This is a genomic window from Rhodococcus sp. BP22 (assembly GCF_014281965.1).
Taxonomy (GTDB): Bacteria; Actinomycetota; Actinomycetes; order Mycobacteriales; family Mycobacteriaceae; genus Rhodococcoides.
This window is the reverse complement of sequence record NZ_JACFTB010000006.1, coordinates 77,598-96,067: the sequence shown is the minus strand read 5'-3', so window position 1 is coordinate 96,067 and position 18,470 is coordinate 77,598. Positions and strand designations below refer to the sequence as shown.

The 18,470-nt window shown below is 61.6% G+C and carries 18 protein-coding genes; 9 read left to right on the top strand and 9 right to left on the bottom strand.

The features are described from left to right. The first annotated feature begins 98 nt into the window (after nt 1-98). The 3 genes from H2510_RS14285 to H2510_RS14275 are packed head-to-tail and all read left to right on the top strand — an operon-like array spanning nt 99 to nt 3,372. Nucleotides 99-1,028 carry a WcbI family polysaccharide biosynthesis putative acetyltransferase gene (locus H2510_RS14285; RefSeq protein WP_315901378.1) on the top strand — a complete coding sequence of 310 codons (930 nt, stop codon included), beginning with the start codon at nt 99-101 and terminating at the stop codon, nt 1,026-1,028. Continuing rightward, nucleotides 1,025-2,041 carry a hypothetical protein gene (locus tag H2510_RS14280; RefSeq protein WP_186628974.1) on the top strand — a complete coding sequence of 339 codons (1,017 nt, stop codon included), beginning with the start codon at nt 1,025-1,027 and terminating at the stop codon, nt 2,039-2,041. Before H2510_RS14285 ends, H2510_RS14280 begins: the two co-directional genes overlap by 4 nt. After that, on the top strand, nt 1,954-3,372 hold the full coding sequence (locus tag H2510_RS14275; RefSeq protein WP_315901377.1) for a glycosyltransferase: 1,419 nt from the start codon (nt 1,954-1,956) through the stop codon (nt 3,370-3,372). The genes H2510_RS14280 and H2510_RS14275 overlap by 88 nt, the downstream gene beginning before the upstream one ends. Nucleotides 3,373-3,375: 3 nt before the next feature. Here H2510_RS14275 and H2510_RS14270 read toward each other — a convergent pair whose 3' ends face one another. Both H2510_RS14270 and H2510_RS14265 read right to left on the bottom strand, forming a co-directional pair. Next, nucleotides 3,376-4,485 carry a DICT sensory domain-containing protein gene (locus H2510_RS14270; protein ID WP_186628973.1) on the bottom strand — a complete coding sequence of 370 codons (1,110 nt, stop codon included), beginning with the start codon at nt 4,483-4,485 and terminating at the stop codon, nt 3,376-3,378. Between the two features lie 28 nt (nt 4,486-4,513). Further along, on the bottom strand, nt 4,514-4,711 hold the full coding sequence (locus H2510_RS14265; protein WP_168708279.1) for a hypothetical protein: 198 nt from the start codon (nt 4,709-4,711) through the stop codon (nt 4,514-4,516). A gap of 299 nt (nt 4,712-5,010) precedes the next feature. Here H2510_RS14265 and H2510_RS14260 point away from each other — a divergent pair, with 299 nt between their 5' ends. Further along, entirely contained in the window at nt 5,011-5,763 is a 753-nt protein-coding gene (locus H2510_RS14260; protein ID WP_186628972.1) for an NAD-dependent deacylase, read from the top strand. A gap of 96 nt (nt 5,764-5,859) precedes the next feature. Here the strand turns inward: H2510_RS14260 and H2510_RS14255 are convergent, their stop codons facing one another. Together H2510_RS14255 and H2510_RS14250 are read right to left on the bottom strand one after the other, a co-directional pair. Further along, entirely contained in the window at nt 5,860-7,056 is a 1,197-nt protein-coding gene (locus H2510_RS14255) for a 4-hydroxybenzoate 3-monooxygenase (protein WP_186628971.1), read from the bottom strand. 61 nt (nt 7,057-7,117) lie between these two features. Continuing rightward, nucleotides 7,118-7,723 carry a TetR/AcrR family transcriptional regulator gene (locus H2510_RS14250; RefSeq protein ID WP_186628970.1) on the bottom strand — a complete coding sequence of 202 codons (606 nt, stop codon included), beginning with the start codon at nt 7,721-7,723 and terminating at the stop codon, nt 7,118-7,120. Between the two features lie 110 nt (nt 7,724-7,833). On the opposite strand from H2510_RS14250, the gene H2510_RS14245 reads away from it, so the two are divergent. The 5 genes from H2510_RS14245 to H2510_RS14225 are packed head-to-tail and all read left to right on the top strand — an operon-like array spanning nt 7,834 to nt 13,890. Next, nucleotides 7,834-9,411, top strand: coding sequence for a carboxyl transferase domain-containing protein (locus H2510_RS14245; protein WP_186628969.1), 1,578 nt, complete (start codon nt 7,834-7,836; stop codon nt 9,409-9,411). Between the two features lie 6 nt (nt 9,412-9,417). Next, nucleotides 9,418-11,430 carry a biotin carboxylase N-terminal domain-containing protein gene (locus H2510_RS14240; RefSeq protein ID WP_186628968.1) on the top strand — a complete coding sequence of 671 codons (2,013 nt, stop codon included), beginning with the start codon at nt 9,418-9,420 and terminating at the stop codon, nt 11,428-11,430. Further along, complete coding sequence (locus tag H2510_RS14235; RefSeq protein ID WP_186628967.1) at nt 11,427-12,593, top strand: acyl-CoA dehydrogenase family protein; 1,167 nt, start codon at nt 11,427-11,429, stop codon at nt 12,591-12,593. The genes H2510_RS14240 and H2510_RS14235 overlap by 4 nt, the downstream gene beginning before the upstream one ends. Then, nucleotides 12,590-13,078: a MaoC family dehydratase gene (locus tag H2510_RS14230; RefSeq protein WP_186628966.1), complete on the top strand. Its 489-nt coding sequence runs from the start codon at nt 12,590-12,592 to the stop codon at nt 13,076-13,078. Before H2510_RS14235 ends, H2510_RS14230 begins: the two co-directional genes overlap by 4 nt. Continuing rightward, nucleotides 13,075-13,890, top strand: a complete 816-nt coding sequence (locus tag H2510_RS14225; protein ID WP_186628965.1) for a CoA ester lyase — start codon at nt 13,075-13,077, stop codon at nt 13,888-13,890. Before H2510_RS14230 ends, H2510_RS14225 begins: the two co-directional genes overlap by 4 nt. A gap of 87 nt (nt 13,891-13,977) precedes the next feature. Here the strand turns inward: H2510_RS14225 and H2510_RS14220 are convergent, their stop codons facing one another. From H2510_RS14220 to speB, 5 genes are all read right to left on the bottom strand, one after another. Continuing rightward, nucleotides 13,978-14,133 (bottom strand): DUF6131 family protein, encoded by a 156-nt coding sequence (locus H2510_RS14220; protein WP_168708278.1) that lies wholly within the window; start codon nt 14,131-14,133, stop codon nt 13,978-13,980. A gap of 334 nt (nt 14,134-14,467) precedes the next feature. Then, on the bottom strand, nt 14,468-15,016 hold the full coding sequence (locus H2510_RS14215; protein WP_088944923.1) for a Dps family protein: 549 nt from the start codon (nt 15,014-15,016) through the stop codon (nt 14,468-14,470). A gap of 114 nt (nt 15,017-15,130) precedes the next feature. After that, nucleotides 15,131-16,096 carry a TerC family protein gene (locus tag H2510_RS14210; RefSeq protein ID WP_088944922.1) on the bottom strand — a complete coding sequence of 322 codons (966 nt, stop codon included), beginning with the start codon at nt 16,094-16,096 and terminating at the stop codon, nt 15,131-15,133. Between the two features lie 193 nt (nt 16,097-16,289). Next, nucleotides 16,290-17,486: a CdaR family transcriptional regulator gene (locus H2510_RS14205; RefSeq protein ID WP_186628964.1), complete on the bottom strand. Its 1,197-nt coding sequence runs from the start codon at nt 17,484-17,486 to the stop codon at nt 16,290-16,292. A gap of 29 nt (nt 17,487-17,515) precedes the next feature. After that, the gene (gene speB, locus H2510_RS14200; RefSeq protein ID WP_088944920.1) at nt 17,516-18,466 is read right to left on the bottom strand and encodes an agmatinase; all 951 of its coding nucleotides are present in this window, start codon (nt 18,464-18,466) and stop codon (nt 17,516-17,518) included. Nucleotides 18,467-18,470 lie beyond the last annotated feature (4 nt).

Genomic DNA, 18,470 nt, shown 5'->3' with positions numbered 1-18,470 from the left:
GTTCCTCTGTCGGCAGAGTGGATATACGGGGGAGTGTCGAACCCGGCCCGGCTGCTCGAGAGGGAGTGTATTTGCGTGACAAACGAATACTACAGCGCGTGACCGCGGACGGTCGAACCCTGCATTTCGGCAGCTTCTACGGCGTCGATGCCGACACTTCGGACACCCGTCCGGTGCTGCTCGTCTGGGGAAACTGCCAGGCGGAAGCGCTGCGTATCGTGCTGGCGTCCTCGGCGAACAGCCCATTCCGCACCGTCCGTGTGCCGCCCGTTCACGAGCTGACTGCCACTGATATTCCGCATGTCGAACGACTCCTGCAGCAGACTCGGATCTTGATCGCGCAACCTGTCCGGGCCGGCTACCGAGAGCTGCCCATCGGCACCGCAGACCTCACTGACATGGCCCCATCCATCACGACCCGGCTCATCTGGCCGGTCATTCGGTACGCCGGGCTGTATCCCTGGCAGATCATCGTTCGGCATCCCAGCGATCCCTCGGCGGTACCTCCTGGTGTGCCGTATCACGACCTTCGGACCGTACTGGCGGCCCGCGACGGGCGAATGCGGTTCGACGAGTGGGATCTCGAAATCTCGTCGGCGGGAATTGTCGATGCCGCGCAGGCGAGCGTTGCCGAACTGGAGCGACGCGAGCGGCGCGACTGTGACATCGCGATCTCCGATGTTCTTCGCCCCCTCGGCAGCGCGGCCGCGCATACCATCAACCACCCGGGCAACGCGGTCCTGATAGAGCTGGGTAGTCGTATCCTCGACGCGCTCGGTCTGCCAGGTCCGTCTTCGGTCGATCGCGAACTGCTCGGTGTCGTCCGAGCACCGCTGGAGCGACGGGTGATCGATGCGCTCGGTCTCGATGCCGTGGTGCGGTCCTCGTGGACTGTCGATGGAGAAGTACTGGAAGAGAAGACTATTCACGATCAGCAGATGTCCTGGTATGCACAGCATCCGGAGTTCGTAGGCGCTGCGCTGAGCCGATACAGCGGTCTGATCGACGTCCTCGGCTTGCCGACATGATGGGCACTGTGTGTCATCTGGTCGTCGGTCCTGAAACACACGGCGTCGTCCGGTACGGCCTTGCCGTGTACGACGCGGCGCGGGCCGAAGATCTCGACCACCGTCTGATTCGGTTCTGCAGTGCAGAGGCAACCGACGTACTCGAGTGCGTTCTGGTCCACATCCATGTCACCGACAGACTGTTCGGCAGTAGCCCTCGGCAAGCGCTGACCGATCTTCGAGAACTGATCGCAGCAGTCGGAAAGCCTGTTTCGGTTACGTTGCACGATCTTCCGCAACCCTCGGATGGACCGTCGATGTCGGACCGCGTCCAATTCTATCGATCTGTTCTCGATCTCGTTGTGGGAGTGGTGGTGTCGAGCGAACACGAGGCGGAGTTGCTGCGCGAGTTCGTACATCCCGATGCAGACTCACTCGTCGAGGTCGCGGTAGTACCGTTGATGATTGCCGGCCCGATGCGACCGAAGCGAGTGCCGCCGACGGTTGGGCAGACTGTCGGAGTGCTCGGGTTCCTCTACCCAGGTAAAGGCCACATCGAAACGATGCAGGCAATGCAGGCGCTGCCTGCTTCCGTGGGGTTCACGGCTCTGGGAATGCCGTCTCCCGGCCACGAGTATCTGGCCGAGGAATTGCATGCCGAGGCAGCAGTATCGGGGCGGAAGTGTCTCGTCACAGGGTTTGTAGACGACGACGAACTTCGGCAACGTATGTGGGAGGTCACGGTTCCAGTTGCCCATCATCGACACCTCTCGGCATCGGGTTCGATCAATACCTGGATCTCGGCAGGGCGGCGCCCACTCGTACCCCGGACCAGGTACATCGAAGAGTTGAACCGGCGGTCACCGGGAGTGCTCACCATGTACGAGAACGTCGACGGTGCACTCGATGCGGCGCTTGCGGCTGCTACGGAGAACCCCGCCGATACGTGGACGGACCAGTCCGTCGTTCCATCACCGTCGCCTGCCGAGGTGGCGAACGCGTACGACGCGATACTCCGACGTTGGTCCGCGTGACCGGCACGGTAGATATCGGTGATGGCCGGATGCTGGTGCCCGACAACGAGTGGGACCGTGTGCACGGCTCGTCGCGATATCCCGTCGTCAGCGTGATCATTCCCTACTACGACCAACCGAGTCAGTTGTCCCTCGTCTTGACCGCGTTGGCCGAGCAGACCTACCCGGCAGATCGACTCGAAGTCGTAGTTGCCGACGATGGATCCTCGCAGCCGCCGCCCATCGATCGATGGGGCGCACAGCTGAATATCGTGACCATCCGACAGGAAGACAGGGGTTTTCGAGCGGCTGCTGCACGGAATCTCGGGGTGTCCGTCTCGCGCGGTTCGGTTCTGTGCTTCCTGGATGCAGACACCGTGCCGACGCCCGATTACGTGCGCGCGGCAACACGCTTGCCCTCGATTCTCCCCGATGCGCTGGTGGTCGGGAGGCGTAAACATTTGTCGGCCGCGGTGACCGAACCAGCCTGGCTGGTCGACGCTTACGAGCGGACAGGGGATCTCCTGCACCCAGGATGGGACGCGTACAAGTACATGATCAGCGCGGTGATGACCTGCGGGCGTTCACTGTTCGATACCGTCGGAGGTTTCGACGAGTCGTTCGTGCAGTACGGAGGGGAGGACTGGGAGTTCGCCAACCGTGCCTTCATGGCCGGCGCCGTATTCGCCTACGAACGCACAGCCCTTGCTTGGCACGACGGCCCCGACTGGGCTGAGCGATCCGTGTCGGCACGAACGGACTCCAAGAATGCCGAGGCCTTGAAACTTGCGCCGTTGATCACCGACCCTGCGGCCAGAAGGTCGGGGCTTCGATACCGCGTTCCGGACTGTGTCGTGATCGTAGCGTCGGACTCGCACAGCGCGGCGTCGTTGTCGGTGACGATCGCGTCTTCGGTCGGTGCAGCAGAGGACTGTGGTGTCTGGATCGTAGGAGCGAACGCCGCGAATCTCTATCACGAACTGGGACTGGATGATTCGCGGGTCCATCTTGGTGAACCCGACGACTGGATACGTGCGCGGTGCCGATTTCTCGTCGAGGTGTCCGGTCGGGTGATATTCGGCAAGGACTCGTTGCGGAGGTTGTGTGCCGAGGTGGGGCCAGGCGCTGCGGGCGGCGTGAAAGTCGACTTCGCCGGCGATGGCGGTAGTGGAATTGGCGATGCAGCAGTGACGGTGTGGACGTCGCGAGCTCTCCATCGGAGCCGCCGTTGGGTCGCCGAATCCGGACGGAGTGAACTGGAGTTGATGAACTCGTTGTTCGGTGTGCGCCGGGCCCCCGCTGCAACCGTAGGTGTGCAGGTGGCCCAATCGGAGCCGTGGTTGTCCTGGTGAAGTTCAGTTCGGCTCGCAAACCCCAGCTGGACCGTCGAATCTATGCAGAATGGCCTTGGCACAGCGAACCACGGTGCAGCGATCGTGCGAGATGACGTAGTCGAACTCCCGATCCATTCCCAAGTCTCCGAAGTTCATCTCTCGCGCGGACAATACGCAACAGAAGTGAGCCCCCAGAACCACGACATTCCATTCCTCGGTCATACCGTCGGCGGGGTCGAGGGGTGCTCGGTGGATATGGGGATCGGACGTATCGGCCATCCCGACGCCGCACACGCCGGTATAGGCACTGTGTTCGGCCATCGCCTGCCAGCGGGCCTTCGTGCTGCCTCGGAAATGTCTATCGTGCTGAAAAGTCCCGAGCACCAGGGTCTCCGGGCCGGCCACCGATGCCTGCCATTCGATGTGTGTGCTCATTTCCACGAGCAGGTTCTTGCGGCTTCGGGTCGCAACACGACCGGCAGATGCGATGGCGAACGGCGACGTCGAGTCGGCATCGGGGGTACTCCAGGTGCGCGACGCGAGGACTGCACGAGAAGCGCTCTCCGACAGCGACTTGGGTGAGGACATGGGTGGATACAGCAGACCGATTCCGAAGGTTGCCCCCAGCTCGAGCGCTCTGACGCGATGGGCTTCGGAATCGACGCCACTGGCGACTATCACGGCACCGGTCCGCTCGGCTTGGGCCGCGAGAACATGCGTGGCCCTGGCAACGTACGGGTCAGGATCGGAAGCGCTCATCTCGGGTGCCAGAACGATGATGTCGGGTTCGATCAGAGGCAGTATGCCGAAGGACGCGAGCTGTCCGCCGACGTCGTCGACTGCAATTATGCTGTTTCGTGCTCTGGCCTTCTCGACAGCGAGCAAGGTCTTCGCCGGATTGTCGACCATCGAACTCTCGCGCACGACGAACGTCCCGCAAGCATCCGACGCTATCCCGTTGCCGATCAGCAATGGCGTCATCCATCCGGTGCTGTCGAGCACCGTGCTCGACGCGCTGTGCAGAGCATCGTCGAACTCGTTTGTTCCGTCGGTGTGCTCGTCCAGATCGATCTTCACACCGCCGATCGCGTCGTCGTCGAGTCTGCAGATGGGGGAGTAGTGAAGTGTCATGATGTGTCGCTCGCGGGGGCTGGGGAGATCAAAGGGTGGCGGCGAGGAGACCGACGATGCCGAGTACGAGAGCACCTATCATCAGTGTGACGGCGTGTCCGCCCACCGACAATGCGATGGCGGCGGCCACGATCGCTCCAAAGGTGGAACCGAGCACAAGGCGATGATGTACCTGAGGGATCAGGGTCATGCGCTGGGAATCTTCGTCGAGCGTTGCGTAGTTCATGCCCACTCCTCGTTGCAGATCGTGCTGAGGTAAGCATGAAGCAAGGAAGTCGCCGTCCTGCAACCCATTGGGTAACAGATTAATCACAAAAGTAACGAACGGGTAACGTGGCGTTGGAATTGAAAGTCGTAATGTGTTGTCACACAAAGCTATCACCGTCCAGATTGGCGGTCTTCTTCGGTCGAACTCGATCTCCTCGGTCGCCGGGTTTCGCCTATGGGCACGCGCATCAGCAGGCGCCGTGATCCCTCCCGAGACCATCCAGATCCCCGTCGGTATGCCATGGCACACTAGCCACCATGAACAACGTCGAGCTGTCAAGCGCCATAGTCACACTCGCGCGTAGTGCATCGCGGGTGACGGTGCTGACGGGCGCTGGGATGTCGGCCGAATCCGGGATACCGACCTTCCGTGATGCGCAGACGGGACTGTGGTCCAACTTCGAACCCGCTGCTCTGGCTAGTCCGGAGGGTTGGGCGCGCGACAGCGATCTGGTGTGGGGTTGGTACCAGTGGCGCACCGAGCTGGTTCGCCGGGCGCAGCCGAATGCCGGTCATATCGCACTGACCACGTGGCAACAGCGTTCTCATCTCGACATCGCTACCCAGAACGTCGACGACTTACACGAGCGCGCAGGCTCGAAGGTCATATCGCACGTGCACGGTAGTTTGTTCGATCCACGCTGTTCCGAATGTGGGGTTCACTCCGAGCCCGCATACGAACCGACTGATGAGCAGTCGGAGCGGGTTCCACCGCCGCCGTGTCCGGAGTGCGGGGGACCCATGCGTCCGGGCGCAGTGTGGTTCGGCGAACCGCTTCCCGAGTCCGAGTGGACGTCAGCGGTGAACGCCGTCGAAAACGCTGATCTCGTGTTGGTCGTCGGGACGTCCGGCGCAGTCTTCCCGTTCGCTGGGCTGCCGGCGATGGCACGCAGCTGCAACGCAACTGTGGTCGAGATCAACCCCGTGGAGACAGAAATATCCGATATGGCCGACCACCGCTGGCGAACCACTGCGGCAGTCGGATTACCGGCCTTGGTGCAAGCGCTCTAGGTGTCGGCGTGGCTCGGCACTGCAGGAGAACGAGATCGGGCACCAGCGTCGTAAATGATCGGCCTCGGGTGAGCAAGCAAGAATCGCCATCGCTGCTCACGATCGATGGAACGTGCCCTCGAGTGGCATTCCGACGTAGTTCTCGGCAAGGAGCGTCCGGCCGGCGACGGAACGGATGATCATCTCGAGCTCGGCTACCTGGCGTTTGTGGTCGAAACCTGTCTCTTCTGGAAGCTTGTGCAGCATCGAAGACATCCACCACGAGAAATGCTGGGTCCGCCACACCCGCGGAAGTACGGTGGCTGTGTAGCCGTCGAGAGCAGCGCGCTGGTTCTTGGAGAAATACTCATCCATTGCCTTCGCCAGCACGTAGACATCAGCGATGGCGAGGTTCATCCCTTTGGCGCCGGTCGGTGGAACGGTATGCGCAGCGTCGCCCGCGAGAAACAGGCTTCCATACTGCATGGGTTCGCAGACGAGGCTGCGAAACTGCAAGATCGTTTTGGACACTATCCGGCCATCCTGGATCTCCGCGCCGTCGCCGTCGACACGGGCGTGCAGTTCGGACCAGATGCGGTCGTCGGGCCAGCTCTCGACCGAGTCATCCGGATCGACTTGAAAGTAATGTCGTTGCACGAGTGGGCTTCTGGTACTGATCAACGCGAACCCGCGCGGATGGTTGGCGTAGATCAACTCCTCCGAGGATGGTGGTGCTTCGGCCAGAATTCCGAACCATGCGAACGGATACTGTCGAAAATAGTCGGTGCGTACCGAGGTCTCGGGGATCAGCCCGCGGGTGCGGCTACTCGACCCGTCGCAACCGGCTACGAGTGAGCACATCAGGCTCTGCGCGTTTCCGTCCTCGTCGAGGAAGCTGATTCGCGGGGCATCGGTGTCATGCGCATGCACGGCAACCTCGGTGACGCCGAAACGAATATCGCCCCCGTCGGTCAGACGCCTCGCAATGAGGTCTTCGAGGACATTGTGCTGTGGATAGACGGTGACGGACCTACCCGGGGTGAGCTCGTCGAAGTCGATGCGGTGACCGCGGCCGGCGAACCGAAGTTCGATGCCGTGATGCTGCAGACCTTCCGCCTGAACCCGAGCGCCGAGTCCGACGTCGTGCAACAGATCGACGGTGTTCTGTTCGAGCACCCCGGCACGAACAGTGCTTTCGACGTCTTCGCGTGTGCGGCTCTCCAACACGACCGACTCGATGCCCTTCAGATGGAGCAGATGGGAGAGCATCAATCCGGCAGGACCCGCCCCGATGATTCCGACCTGTGTCTTCACGATTTCATTCTCACACTCGTTGCACAATGATGCGGCCGGCCCTCGGATTGTCGCGGAAGCACTATGCCCCGAGCGCGGCGTTCGCCATCTCTCTGAGCACTTCACGCGACCTGCGAGACATGCTTCGGCCGATGCTGTGCGGGGTCGAATTCAACAGACCGAACACGGCGTGCGCTTTGGTGCGGGCATCGTCTTCGTGCAGTTCCGGGTCGGATCCGCGCAGTGCGAGGACCCAGGCTTCGACGTACTCGCGCTGCTTGCGCCGGACATCGCGTCGTGCGGACGTCGGCAGATTCGCCAGATCGCGGTCTTGAATTCGGATCAGCGCCGGCTTACTCAGCGCGAAGTCGAGGTGGAAGTCGACCAGCTCGGAGATCGTGCCGGATGCGTCCGCGGCGTTCCGCACGACCCGTCGGCCACCGGCCAGTAGGTAGTCGGAAATGTCCACCAGTAGCTCGACTAGGACTGCTTCCTTGTTGGGGAAGTGGCGATACACCGCAGGTCCACTGATGCCGACTGCGGCGCCGAGATCCTCGAGCCGTACCGCTGCGTAGCCGCGCTCGGCGAACAGTTCGGCAGCTGCATCGAGGAGCTCGATGCGTCGCGCGGCCTTACGCTGCTCGCGGATTGTCGGTTTCGACTCGGCAGGCGGCGACACTGTGCTCATGGTGAAATCCCCGCCTTCGGTTGGAGACTGGACAACTCGGTTAATTGGAGTTTACTATTAAATTCGGTTAGTGATGATTAACCCAAGTTCGGTCAGGGAGTGGCACCACTATGGCGATCGATATCGAAGCCAATAGGCTCGAACACCAGAGGCTTGTTCAAGAACTGGGCGACAAGCTGGACCGTGCTGCACTCGGAGGCAGCGTGAAGTCCCGCGAACGACACATATCAAGAGGCAAGCTACTACCGCGTGATCGTGTGAACGAGTTGCTCGATCCCGGCAGTCCCTTTCTCGAGATCGCCGCGCTGGCAGCCGATGGAATCTACGACGACGAGTGCCCCGGCGCCGGAATGATCGCGGGAATCGGCAGAGTGTCCGGCCGTGAATGCGTCATCGTCGCCAACGATGCGACCGTCAAGGGCGGCACGTACTATCCGCTCACGGTGAAGAAGCACCTGCGCGCACAGGAAATCGCAGCGCAGAATCGACTGCCCTGCATCTACCTCGTCGATTCAGGCGGTGCATTCCTTCCGCGGCAGGATGAGGTGTTTCCCGACCGCGAGCACTTCGGGCGGATCTTCTTCAATCAGGCGACGATGAGCGCGGCAGGCATTGCGCAGATCGCGGCTGTCATGGGCTCGTGCACGGCAGGCGGCGCCTATGTTCCCGCGATGAGCGACGAAGCGATCATCGTCAGAGACCAGGGCACGATTTTTCTCGGGGGACCGCCGTTGGTCAAGGCAGCGACGGGTGAGGTTGTCACCGCCGAGGAGCTCGGGGGCGGTGACCTGCATTCGAAGGTATCCGGGGTGACCGACTACCTTGCCGACGACGACCGGGACGCGCTGCGCCGAGTGCGTCGAATCGTCGCCACGCTCGGGCCGATCCCTGCGGCGCAGTGGCCGATAAGGCAGGCACGCGATGCCACCGTCGATCAGCAAGACCTCTACGACGTGGTGCCGATCGACTCGCGCACTCCGTACGACGTTCGCGAGGTCATCATCCGCATCGTCGACGGCGGGGAGTTCGACGAGTTCAAGTCCGAGTACGGCAAGACGCTCGTAACCGGGTTCGCGCATCTGCACGGTCATCCGGTCGGAATCATCGCCAACAATGGCGTGCTGTTCGCAGAATCGGCAATGAAGGGCGCGCACTTCATCGAACTGTGTGACAAACGCAGTGTTCCACTCGTGTTCCTGCAGAACATCGCCGGCTTCATGGTCGGCCGAGACTACGAAGCAGGCGGCATCGCCAAGCATGGCGCCAAAATGGTGACTGCCGTCGCGTGCGCTCGGGTCCCGAAGTTCACCGTCGTCATCGGCGGTTCCTACGGCGCGGGCAACTATTCGATGTGTGGCCGCGCCTATTCGCCGCGCTTCCTGTGGATGTGGCCGAACGCCCGCATCTCCGTCATGGGCGGTGAACAGGCAGCCTCGGTACTGTCCACGGTCCGCAGTGAACAACTCGATGCGGCCGGCAAGCCATGGTCCGGCGAAGAACAGGAAACGTTCAAAGCGCCGATTCGAGAGCAATACGAATCGCAGGGCAACCCTTACTACTCGACGGCGCGATTGTGGGACGACGGGATCATCGATCCCGCGGACACCAGAACTGTTCTCGGACTTGCTCTGTCGGCGAGCGCTCACGCGCCGCTCGGGCCGGTCTCCTACGGCGTTTTTCGGATGTGAGTTGTGATGACGAGACAGATCGACACAGTGCTGGTAGCCAATCGCGGCGAGATTGCGGTTCGCGTCATTCGAACGTTGCGGCGCATGGGTATTCGATCCGTTGCGGTGTTCAGTGACGCCGACGTGGATGCGCGGCATGTCCGTGAAGCAGACACCGCGGTTCGCCTCGGCCCAGCCTCCGCACGTGAGAGCTACCTCGCAATCGACAAGGTCGTCGAAGCCGCGCACCGCACCGGAGCACAGGGCGTCCATCCGGGCTACGGATTTCTCTCGGAGAACGCCGAATTCGCTGCAGCCTGCGAGGCTGCCGGACTGGCATTCCTGGGCCCACCCGTTGCAGCAATCGAGGTGATGGGCGACAAGATCACGGCCAAGAACGCAGTGGCGGAGTTCGGTGTCCCGGTAGTGCCCGGTATCGCTCGCCCAGGACTTTCCGACGCGGACCTCCTCGATGCGGCCCAGGACATCGGCTATCCGATCCTGGTCAAGCCGTCGGCAGGCGGAGGCGGCAAGGGCATGCGACTGGTCGAGGAGCCGGGAGCGCTTGCCGGTGCGTTGGCGAGTGCACGACGCGAAGCGGCCTCCTCGTTCGGTGACGACACGCTGTTCCTCGAACGGTTCGTTCTGCGGCCTCGGCACATCGAAGTGCAGATACTCGCCGATCAGTACGGAAACGTCGTGCACCTCGGTGAGCGCGAATGCAGTCTGCAGCGCAGGCACCAGAAGGTCGTGGAGGAAGCGCCGTCGCCGCTTCTGGACGAGGAAACACGAGAACGGATAGGGAAGGCGGCGTGCGATACCGCCCGCAGCGTCGACTACACGGGCGCGGGCACCGTGGAGTTCATCGTCTCGGCGGATCGCCCCGAAGAATTCTTCTTCATGGAGATGAACACCCGACTTCAAGTCGAGCATCCGGTTACGGAGATGGTTACTGGGCTGGATCTGGTCGAATGGCAGGTTCGAATCGCACGCGGTGAACCGCTTGCGATTCGGCAGGACGAGGTGACACTGACCGGTCATGCAATCGAAGCCCGCGTCTACGCCGAGGATCCCGGTCGAGGATTCCTTCCCACCGGAGGGACGGTCCTCTCGCTTCGGGAACCCACACCCACTCCGGCAGTTCGCGTCGACTCGGGCCTGTCCGTCGGGTCCGTCGTCGGCAGTGACTACGATCCGATGTTGGCCAAGGTGATCGCACACGGCCCCGATCGAGCTTCGGCGCTCGCTACCCTCGATCGCGCGCTTGCCGACACCGCTGCATTGGGCGTTGTCACCAATATCGAATTCCTTCGGTTTCTGTTGGCGGACAGCGATGTCGTCGCGGGAAGGCTCGATACCGGATTGCTCGATCGCAGGTTGGAGGACTACGAGGCAGTGCCTGCGCCGGACGACATTTTTGCGGTAGCCGGCATCCATCTGTGGTCGTCACTGTGGACGGCATCGGACCCTGCCCAACCATGGTCGGTCCCGAGCGGTTGGCGAATCGGCGGTCGAGCCCAGCCAGTGACCTATCGACTGTCTTCGGGAACGCGGACCGTGCATGTGCATGTGAGCGGCACCTTGTCGCAGGCATGGGTCGCGGTCGACGACGAAGAATTGCAACCGATGTCGTTCGCTCGTATCGAGGACGGTGACGTGGCCATTGTGCGCGCAGGCGTGCGATCGCGCTTTCGACTTGCCGACGACGACGCGACTGTCTGGGTGTCCTCACCGGCCGGTACGTGGGCCGTCACATCCGTAGAAGAGACCAGTGTCCGTGGTGAAGACAGCCACTCCGGAGATGCCGACATGACCAGTCCGATGCCGGGAACCGTCATTGCCGTAGGTGTATCGAGCGGTGACACCGTGGAGGCAGGCTCGGCGATCGTCGTTGTCGAGGCAATGAAAATGGAACACGCAATGACAACACCGATCGGTGGAACGGTAGAACTTCTCGTCGTAGTGGGAGAGCAGGTTCGTGTCGATCAACTTCTCGCCCGCGTGACCCCGAGAACCGAAGTGGAAGAAGGAAAGTCATGACCGATCACCTTGCTACCGGAAACCTTCCCGACGAGTACCAGCAGCTGATCGCGAGTGTCGCCGACTTCGCCACGTCGGTGGTGGCGCCGGTATCGGCCAAACACGATGCCGAGCACTCGTTCCCGTACGAGGTCGTTGCCGGCATGGCCGAGATGGGCTTGTTCGGCCTGCCGTTCCCGGAGGAATACGGCGGAATGGGTGGCGACTACTTTGCGCTCTGTCTTGCCCTCGAAGAGCTGGGGAAGGTGGATCAAAGTGTTGCCATCACGCTCGAGGCTGGAGTCTCCCTCGGCGCGATGCCGGTCTACCGCTTCGGTAACGACGAGCAGAAGCAGGAATGGTTGCCCAAATTGACGAGTGGAAGCTCGCTCGCGGCCTTCGGGTTGACCGAACCCGGGGCAGGCAGCGACGCAGGGGGGACACGGACCACCGCGAAACTCGTCGGCGGCGAATGGATCATCAACGGCAGCAAACAGTTCATCACCAACTCGGGTACCGACATCACCGAACTGGTCACCGTCACCGCAGTGACCGGTGTCGACGAGTTGACCGGAAGGAAGCAGATTTCATCGATCCTGGTTCCGACGTCGACGCCAGGATTCGTGGCGGAGAAGGCGTACGACAAAGTGGGCTGGAATGCATCCGACACACATCCGTTGTCCTTCACCGACGTCCGGGTTCCGTACGAAAATCTGTTGGGCCAACAGGGCCGCGGATACGCCAACTTCCTGCACATTCTCGACGAGGGACGCATCGCCATAGCCGCCCTGGCGGTAGGCGTTGCGCAAGGGTGTGTGGACGAAAGCGTCAAGTACTCCAAGGAACGAGAAGCTTTCGGTGGACCGATCGGACGAAATCAGGCCATCGCGTTCAAGATTGCCCGGATGGAAGTGCGAGCACACACAGCGCGCACCGCGTACTACGACGCGGCCGCGCTGATGTTGTCGGGAAAGCCATTCAAGAAGCAGGCCTCGATCGCGAAATTGGTCGCCTCCGAAGCAGCCATGGACAATGCGCGCGACGCGACGCAGATTCACGGGGGATACGGGTTCATGAACGAATACACCGTTGCCCGGCACTATCGGGACAGTAAAATTCTCGAGATCGGCGAGGGGACCACCGAGGTGCAGTTGATGCTCATCGCGCGGGGGCTCGGTCTATGACCACGGACAAGCGTGTCCGTCAGCGCGGGCTGTGGTTCGAGGAGATGGAGCTCGGCACCGTCTACGAACACCGGCCCGGCCGAACGGTCTCCGAGGCCGACAACACCTTCTTCACCGCGCAGACGATGAATACCCAGGCGCTGCACCTCGACGCAGCCTTCAGTGAGGGCACAACGTTCGGCGTACGACTGGTCAACTCGATGTTCACTCTCTCGACGGTCGTCGGCCTCTCGGTAGCGCAGTTGACGCAGGGCACGATCGTGGCCAACCTCGGTTTTTCGGAGGTGACGTTCCCGAAGCCGATGTTTCACGGGGACACGCTGTATGCGGAGACGCTCATCGTCGATAAGCGCGAATCGAAATCTCGCCCCGGAGAGGGCATCGTCACCTTCGCTCACACCGGGCGCAACCAACACGGCGACGTAGTGGCGACGGCGGTCCGCAAGACTCTCGTCCGGCTCCGGCCCGCGGAGGACGCGTCGTGACGTGGGTGCCGCCGGGGCCCGGATGGTTGTTCTGTCCGGCGGATCGACCGGAACGCTACGAAAAGGCTGCGCAGAGGGCCGACGTCGTAATTCTCGATCTGGAGGACGCTGTCGCTGCCGGTGACAAGCCGAAAGCCAGGCAATCGTTGCTGTCCACCCCTCTCGACCCGGAGTTCACCGTCGTCCGAGTCAACGCGCACGGCACTGCCGACTTCGACCTGGATATGGCAGCACTCGCCCAGACGTCGTATCGCAGAATAATGCTGCCCAAGTGTGAAAGTTCGGCTCAGATCGATGCGGCCGCGCCGTACGAGGTGATTGCACTCGTCGAATCACCGCAAGGCGCCGTCGCTGTGTTCGACAGCCTCGGCGCAGGTAATTCGATCGGGGTGATGTGGGGTGCCGAGGACCTGATCGCAGCATTGGGCGGTAGGTCGAGCCGATTCCCTGACGGTACGTACCGCGATGTGGCACAACATGTTCGGTCGACGACATTGCTTGCAGCCAAGGCGCGTGGTGTGTTCGCCCTCGATTCGGTGGTGCTCGATATCGGCGACATCGCTACCTTGACGGCCGAGTCGGAGGATGCCGTGGCCGTCGGATTCGACGGGAAGGTTGCTATTCATCCGTCGCAGTTATCGATAATTCGAGAGGCCTTTGCACCTACTCAGGCAGAGATCGATTGGGCTGACCGGGTGGTTGCGGCCGCTGCCGAAGAGCGCGGAGTATTTCGCTTCGAGGGGCAGATGGTCGATGCGCCTGTGTTGCGACAGGCCGAGCAGATACTACGTAGTGGAGGGTTGGTTCGCTGACGGGGACTCGAAGAGCTTTGCGGAAACCAACGAGGCCCCGCGCTGGTGCGCGGGGCCTCGTCTGAGTGCAAGGGCACTACCTGGCGATCAATACCAGGTTTTGCGTCCGCCGATAGCGCGCCCGGTTGCACCGAGGATGGTGAGGACGGCACCGACGACGATCAGGATGATGCCGATCGTGGTGAGGATGCTGATCGACGTGAAAAAGCCGATGAGTGCGAGGATGATTCCCAGGACGATCACTGTTATTCCTTCTTTCGAATTGGATTCTGCGTGCGGCATCAGATGATTGCGTTGATCGCCAACCACCTGAGAACTTACCCTGATGTCTCTTGAATCTACAGTGGCGGTAGATCTTTCGAACTTCTCACAAAGTCGAATTCCAGCCGACACCGCTCGGGCCCACGACGACATAGCCTTCTGGGTGTCATTGTTATGACACATGAAAGATGCCCGCGCAAGCGGTTCGCCACTGGCTGGACGAAAGACACGACGCTCCTCAGTGGAGAGTCGGGCAACTGATGTTACCCCGGATTATTCCGACTCAAACATGATCGAAGTTTCGAAATGAATTCTCTCAGCTCGCGTCCGCAGCAGCTTGCTTCTCGCTCGATGCGCCGCTTGTGGAAAGCTGTCCACCGGAGTTCTCCAAGTGTGCCCGAACGAACCAGTGGAAGAGTTCGAGCTGACCGCTCTGGCCGATCAGTAGGTCCTCGGTGACTGGATCTACCTTGCCGATTTCTTCGATTGCCTTGCGCGTGTCGGTGATGACACCGGTGTACACGAGATCGAGTGCGCCGAGGTGCTCGATAGCCGTGGCGCGCCCGATCGAGTAGTCGTCCCATGACCGCTGCTCGACGATGGTTCCCGGTGTACCCATTGCCGAGGACCCCAGTGTCGCAATGCGCTCGGCGACGTCATCGGCAAATCCGCGTACGGTTTCCACCTGAGGGTCGAGCATCTCGTGGACGGAGATGAAGTTGGGGCCCACGACATTCCAGTGAATGTGCTTGAGGGTCAGGTGAAGATCGTTGTATGCGTTCAGTCGATCCTGAAGCAATGCCGCGACGCGCGCTCCCTCGTCGGTGCTCATGCCGGGAACTGTGTATGAGTTCGATGTGGTCATGACGAACAACTACCCAGGACGAACCGGAGTGAAACACAGTTCCGAGAAGGTGGATCCGAAAAAAGGGGGGTAGCCGACCGGACCGGTCGGCTACCCCCCTTTGCCTTGCCCGTGTTACTTCTCGCCGGAAGCCAGCTCGGAAGGCTCCTCCTTTGCTGGGCGCACGAAGCTGAGGATGATCGAGCCTGCCAGTACCGCGATGATGACTGCGAGGCTGACCAACGATGGAATCTCGGGGATCGAGGTGCTGATGACCTTGTGGCTGGCCTGCAAGATCAATTTGACCCCGATGAAACCGAGGATGATCGCCAAGCCCTTGGACAGGTAGTGGAACTTGTCCAACAGGCCGGAGAGCAGGAAGTACAACGCGCGCAGTCCGAGAATCGCGAACGCATTCGACGAGTAGATGATGAACGGATCGTCGCTGACGGCAAGAACTGCAGGGACGCTGTCGACAGCGAAAACGAGATCGGCAGCTTCGATGGCAACCACGACGGCCAACAACGGAGTGGCAATGCGCTTGCCTGCCTCCTTGACGAAGAACTTCGTGCCGGAATACTCGTCGCGAACCGGGATAACCCTGCGCAACAGACGAACCGCAAGTGAAGTGCTGGGATCGTACGAATCGTCCTCGTCCTTCATCAGCTTCCACGCGCTGTAGAGCAGGATTGCTGCGAAGACGAACAATACGACCGTGAACTTGCTGACGATTGCTACACCTGCGGCGAGGAAGATGCCGCGGAAGACCAATGCGCCGATGACGCCGAAGAACAGAACGCGGTGCTGATATTCCTTCGGAACCTTGAAGTAGCCGAAGATCAACGCGAATACGAAGAGGTTGTCCACGGACAAGCTCTTTTCGAGCAGCCAGGCCGTCGTGTATTCCACGCCTGCCGTCGTACCGAGAGTTGCGAAGACGACTCCGCCGAAGACGAGTGCGACGCCGACCCACAATGCACTCCACCATGCGGCCTCTTTGAAGCCGATGACGTGTGCACCGCGATGCGCAAGCAAATCGATGGCCAGCAGGGTGAGCACGACCGCGGCAAACGCCGCCCATGCCCAGAGAGGAACGTTCATCGGCGGTAGTCCTTACTGGTGAATAGAGCTAGCTTCTGGATCAGGGACGCCATGGAACGGGCTCCTTGTCGCTTCGATGTTCTCTGCGGCAACTTTGTTTACCGCGACTACTCAAGTGTGCCTGTCATGAAAGCGGCACGCACCGTGCGATCGCGGACATGTTTGTCCAGTTTTCGTTGCCGTAATTCGGCAATTAAGACTGCGAGGCGGTGCTGCTCGGCCAGTCCAGTAACTTCGCTCCGAATACTGCTGTCTGCAGTGCGAATCTCTCGCTCGGGTGGTTCACATCGTGGCCGGTCAGCTCGGCAATACGCGCCAGTCGGTAAGTGACCGCGCGGACCGAGAGGTGCATCGACCTCGCCGTCATCGCAGAGTTACCCCCGGATTCGAAGTAGGCGAACAACGTGCGCAGAAGTGGTACGGCGCCGCCGCGCGCAGCCAGCAGGGGCGTCAGTACTGTCTCGACGAGATCGGTGATCGCGGGTCGGTCATCGAGCAACACTCGATATACCAGCAAATCGCGCGCATCCAACACCGGTGTGTCGAGTCCGAGTTTGCCGGCCAGGTCGAGCGCGTCCAGTGCCTCTCGGTAGGAGGACGCCACCCCGGCAGCGCTCTGACCAGGCCGTCCCACTCCCAAACGTTGAGTCCACCCATCGGTGCCGTGAACTTGACCGACAGTGCTTCGGACACGTTCGGTCACCAGTTTCACCGCATGATGGTCGGGCGCCGCGAACACGACGACGAGACGGCCCTCCTTGCTGGCAACCAGCGTCTCGGTGTCACCTTTGCTCCCGGCGATCGCGCGCTCGACGTCGGTGATCATCGAAGCATCGTCGGTGAACGGGGACATCGCCTCTACGACCACGACAGCGTGTGGTCCGGTCAAGTCCAGTCCGAACGACTCTGCGCGACCCAGCACTCCTGCGATGTCGGCGCTGCCCGAGAGCAGATCGTCGACGAACTCGCGTCGAGCGGACACCTCGGCACGCACCAACGCTCTACGGGCGAGCTGATACGCCTCCGCGAGCTCTGCCACAGCGTCGTCGACGGCATGCAACATCACTTCACCGGCGGTCACGACAGCGCTGGGGTTCTTGGCGGCGTCCACCACTGCGGGGAGCTCGCGCCACAGGCGCCAGGCCGAGGACAAGTACAGGTCGAGCAACGCCCGTAGCGCGACGCCTTCCTTGGCGGCAGTATCACCATGAACCCGCAATGCTCGCAGCTGTCGACGTGTCAATGGACGTCCAACAGCGACGGCGTCGGTGAGTACCTCGAGGAAATCTCCGAGAAGTTCGGTGGACAAGCCACCCGCGTCGGCTGCTGCGAGGTCGGCAACCTGCTGGTACTTGCCGTCCGGGTCAGGTGCGTCCGATCGGGTGGGCATCGGTCTCATCGTATGCGCCTGGGGCGGCACTATCGATTCAGTGCCAGAACGGACAACAGTTCGTAGGCGACGTGTGCTGCTGCGATACCGGTGATCTCGGCGTGATCGTAGGCAGGGGCGACCTCCACGATGTCTGCACCCACCACGTTCAGTCCTACGAGTCCACGCAACGTGTTCAACAGCTCTCGCGAGGTCATGCCCCCAGCCTCCGGGGTACCAGTTCCCGGTGCATGAGCCGGATCGAGAACATCTATGTCCACCGAGACGTACACCGGACCGCCGTCGAGTCGCTGCCGCATCCGCTCGACGATGCTCGCGACCCCGTCGACCTCGTAGTCATCCGACCGGATCACCTGGAATCCGAGAACACCGTCGTCTTCGAGGTCTTGCTCGGTGTAGAGCGGTCCGCGGATGCCGATGTGCTGGGAGCGTTCGAGGTCGATGAGCCCCTCCTCGCTCGCGCGGCGAAACGGGGTGCCGTGGGTGTACGGGGCGCCGAAGTAGGTGTCCCACGTATCGAGGTGAGCATCGAAATGGAGCACGGCGACCGGTCCGTGATCGCGGGCGAGCGAACGCAGGATCGGGAGGGCGATCGTGTGATCGCCACCGAGGGTCAGCACCGAAGAACCGTCGGCGCGGAGATCGGTCACCGCCGACTCCACCGAATTCAGCGCCTCGGTGATATCGAACGGGTTGACGCCGATATCCCCGAAATCGGCGACCTGTTGTTCGGCGAACGGTGAGACTTTCAAGGCTGGGTTGTACGGCCGAAGCAACTTCGACGCAGCGCGAATGTGACCGGGGCCGAAGCGTGCCCCCGGTCGATAGCTGACCCCCGAATCGAACGGAACTCCGAGGATCGTGACGTCGGCTCGAGAGACTTCGTCGAGCCGGGGTAGTCGCGCGAACGTCGTCGGCTCTGCGAACCGCGGGACCTTTCTCGCGTCGACCGGTCCGATCGGTGGCGTTTCGCTGCTCATAGGA

Excerpts from the sequence above, each read along its gene's own strand:
- H2510_RS14280 (WP_186628974.1), top strand. The coding sequence starts at position 1,025 with ATGATGGGCACTGTGTGTCATCTGGTCGTCGGTCCTGAAACACACGGC.
- H2510_RS14270 (WP_186628973.1), bottom strand. The coding sequence starts at position 4,485 with ATGACACTTCACTACTCCCCCATCTGCAGACTCGACGACGACGCGATC.
- H2510_RS14265 (WP_168708279.1), bottom strand. The coding sequence starts at position 4,711 with ATGAACTACGCAACGCTCGACGAAGATTCCCAGCGCATGACCCTGATC.
- H2510_RS14260 (WP_186628972.1), top strand. The coding sequence starts at position 5,011 with ATGAACAACGTCGAGCTGTCAAGCGCCATAGTCACACTCGCGCGTAGT.
- H2510_RS14250 (WP_186628970.1), bottom strand. The coding sequence starts at position 7,723 with ATGAGCACAGTGTCGCCGCCTGCCGAGTCGAAACCGACAATCCGCGAG.
- H2510_RS14245 (WP_186628969.1), top strand. The coding sequence starts at position 7,834 with ATGGCGATCGATATCGAAGCCAATAGGCTCGAACACCAGAGGCTTGTT.
- H2510_RS14240 (WP_186628968.1), top strand. The coding sequence starts at position 9,418 with ATGACGAGACAGATCGACACAGTGCTGGTAGCCAATCGCGGCGAGATT.
- H2510_RS14235 (WP_186628967.1), top strand. The coding sequence starts at position 11,427 with ATGACCGATCACCTTGCTACCGGAAACCTTCCCGACGAGTACCAGCAG.
- H2510_RS14230 (WP_186628966.1), top strand. The coding sequence starts at position 12,590 with ATGACCACGGACAAGCGTGTCCGTCAGCGCGGGCTGTGGTTCGAGGAG.
- H2510_RS14215 (WP_088944923.1), bottom strand. The coding sequence starts at position 15,016 with ATGACCACATCGAACTCATACACAGTTCCCGGCATGAGCACCGACGAG.
- H2510_RS14210 (WP_088944922.1), bottom strand. The coding sequence starts at position 16,096 with ATGAACGTTCCTCTCTGGGCATGGGCGGCGTTTGCCGCGGTCGTGCTC.
- H2510_RS14205 (WP_186628964.1), bottom strand. The coding sequence starts at position 17,486 with ATGCCCACCCGATCGGACGCACCTGACCCGGACGGCAAGTACCAGCAG.
- speB (WP_088944920.1), bottom strand. The coding sequence starts at position 18,466 with ATGAGCAGCGAAACGCCACCGATCGGACCGGTCGACGCGAGAAAGGTC.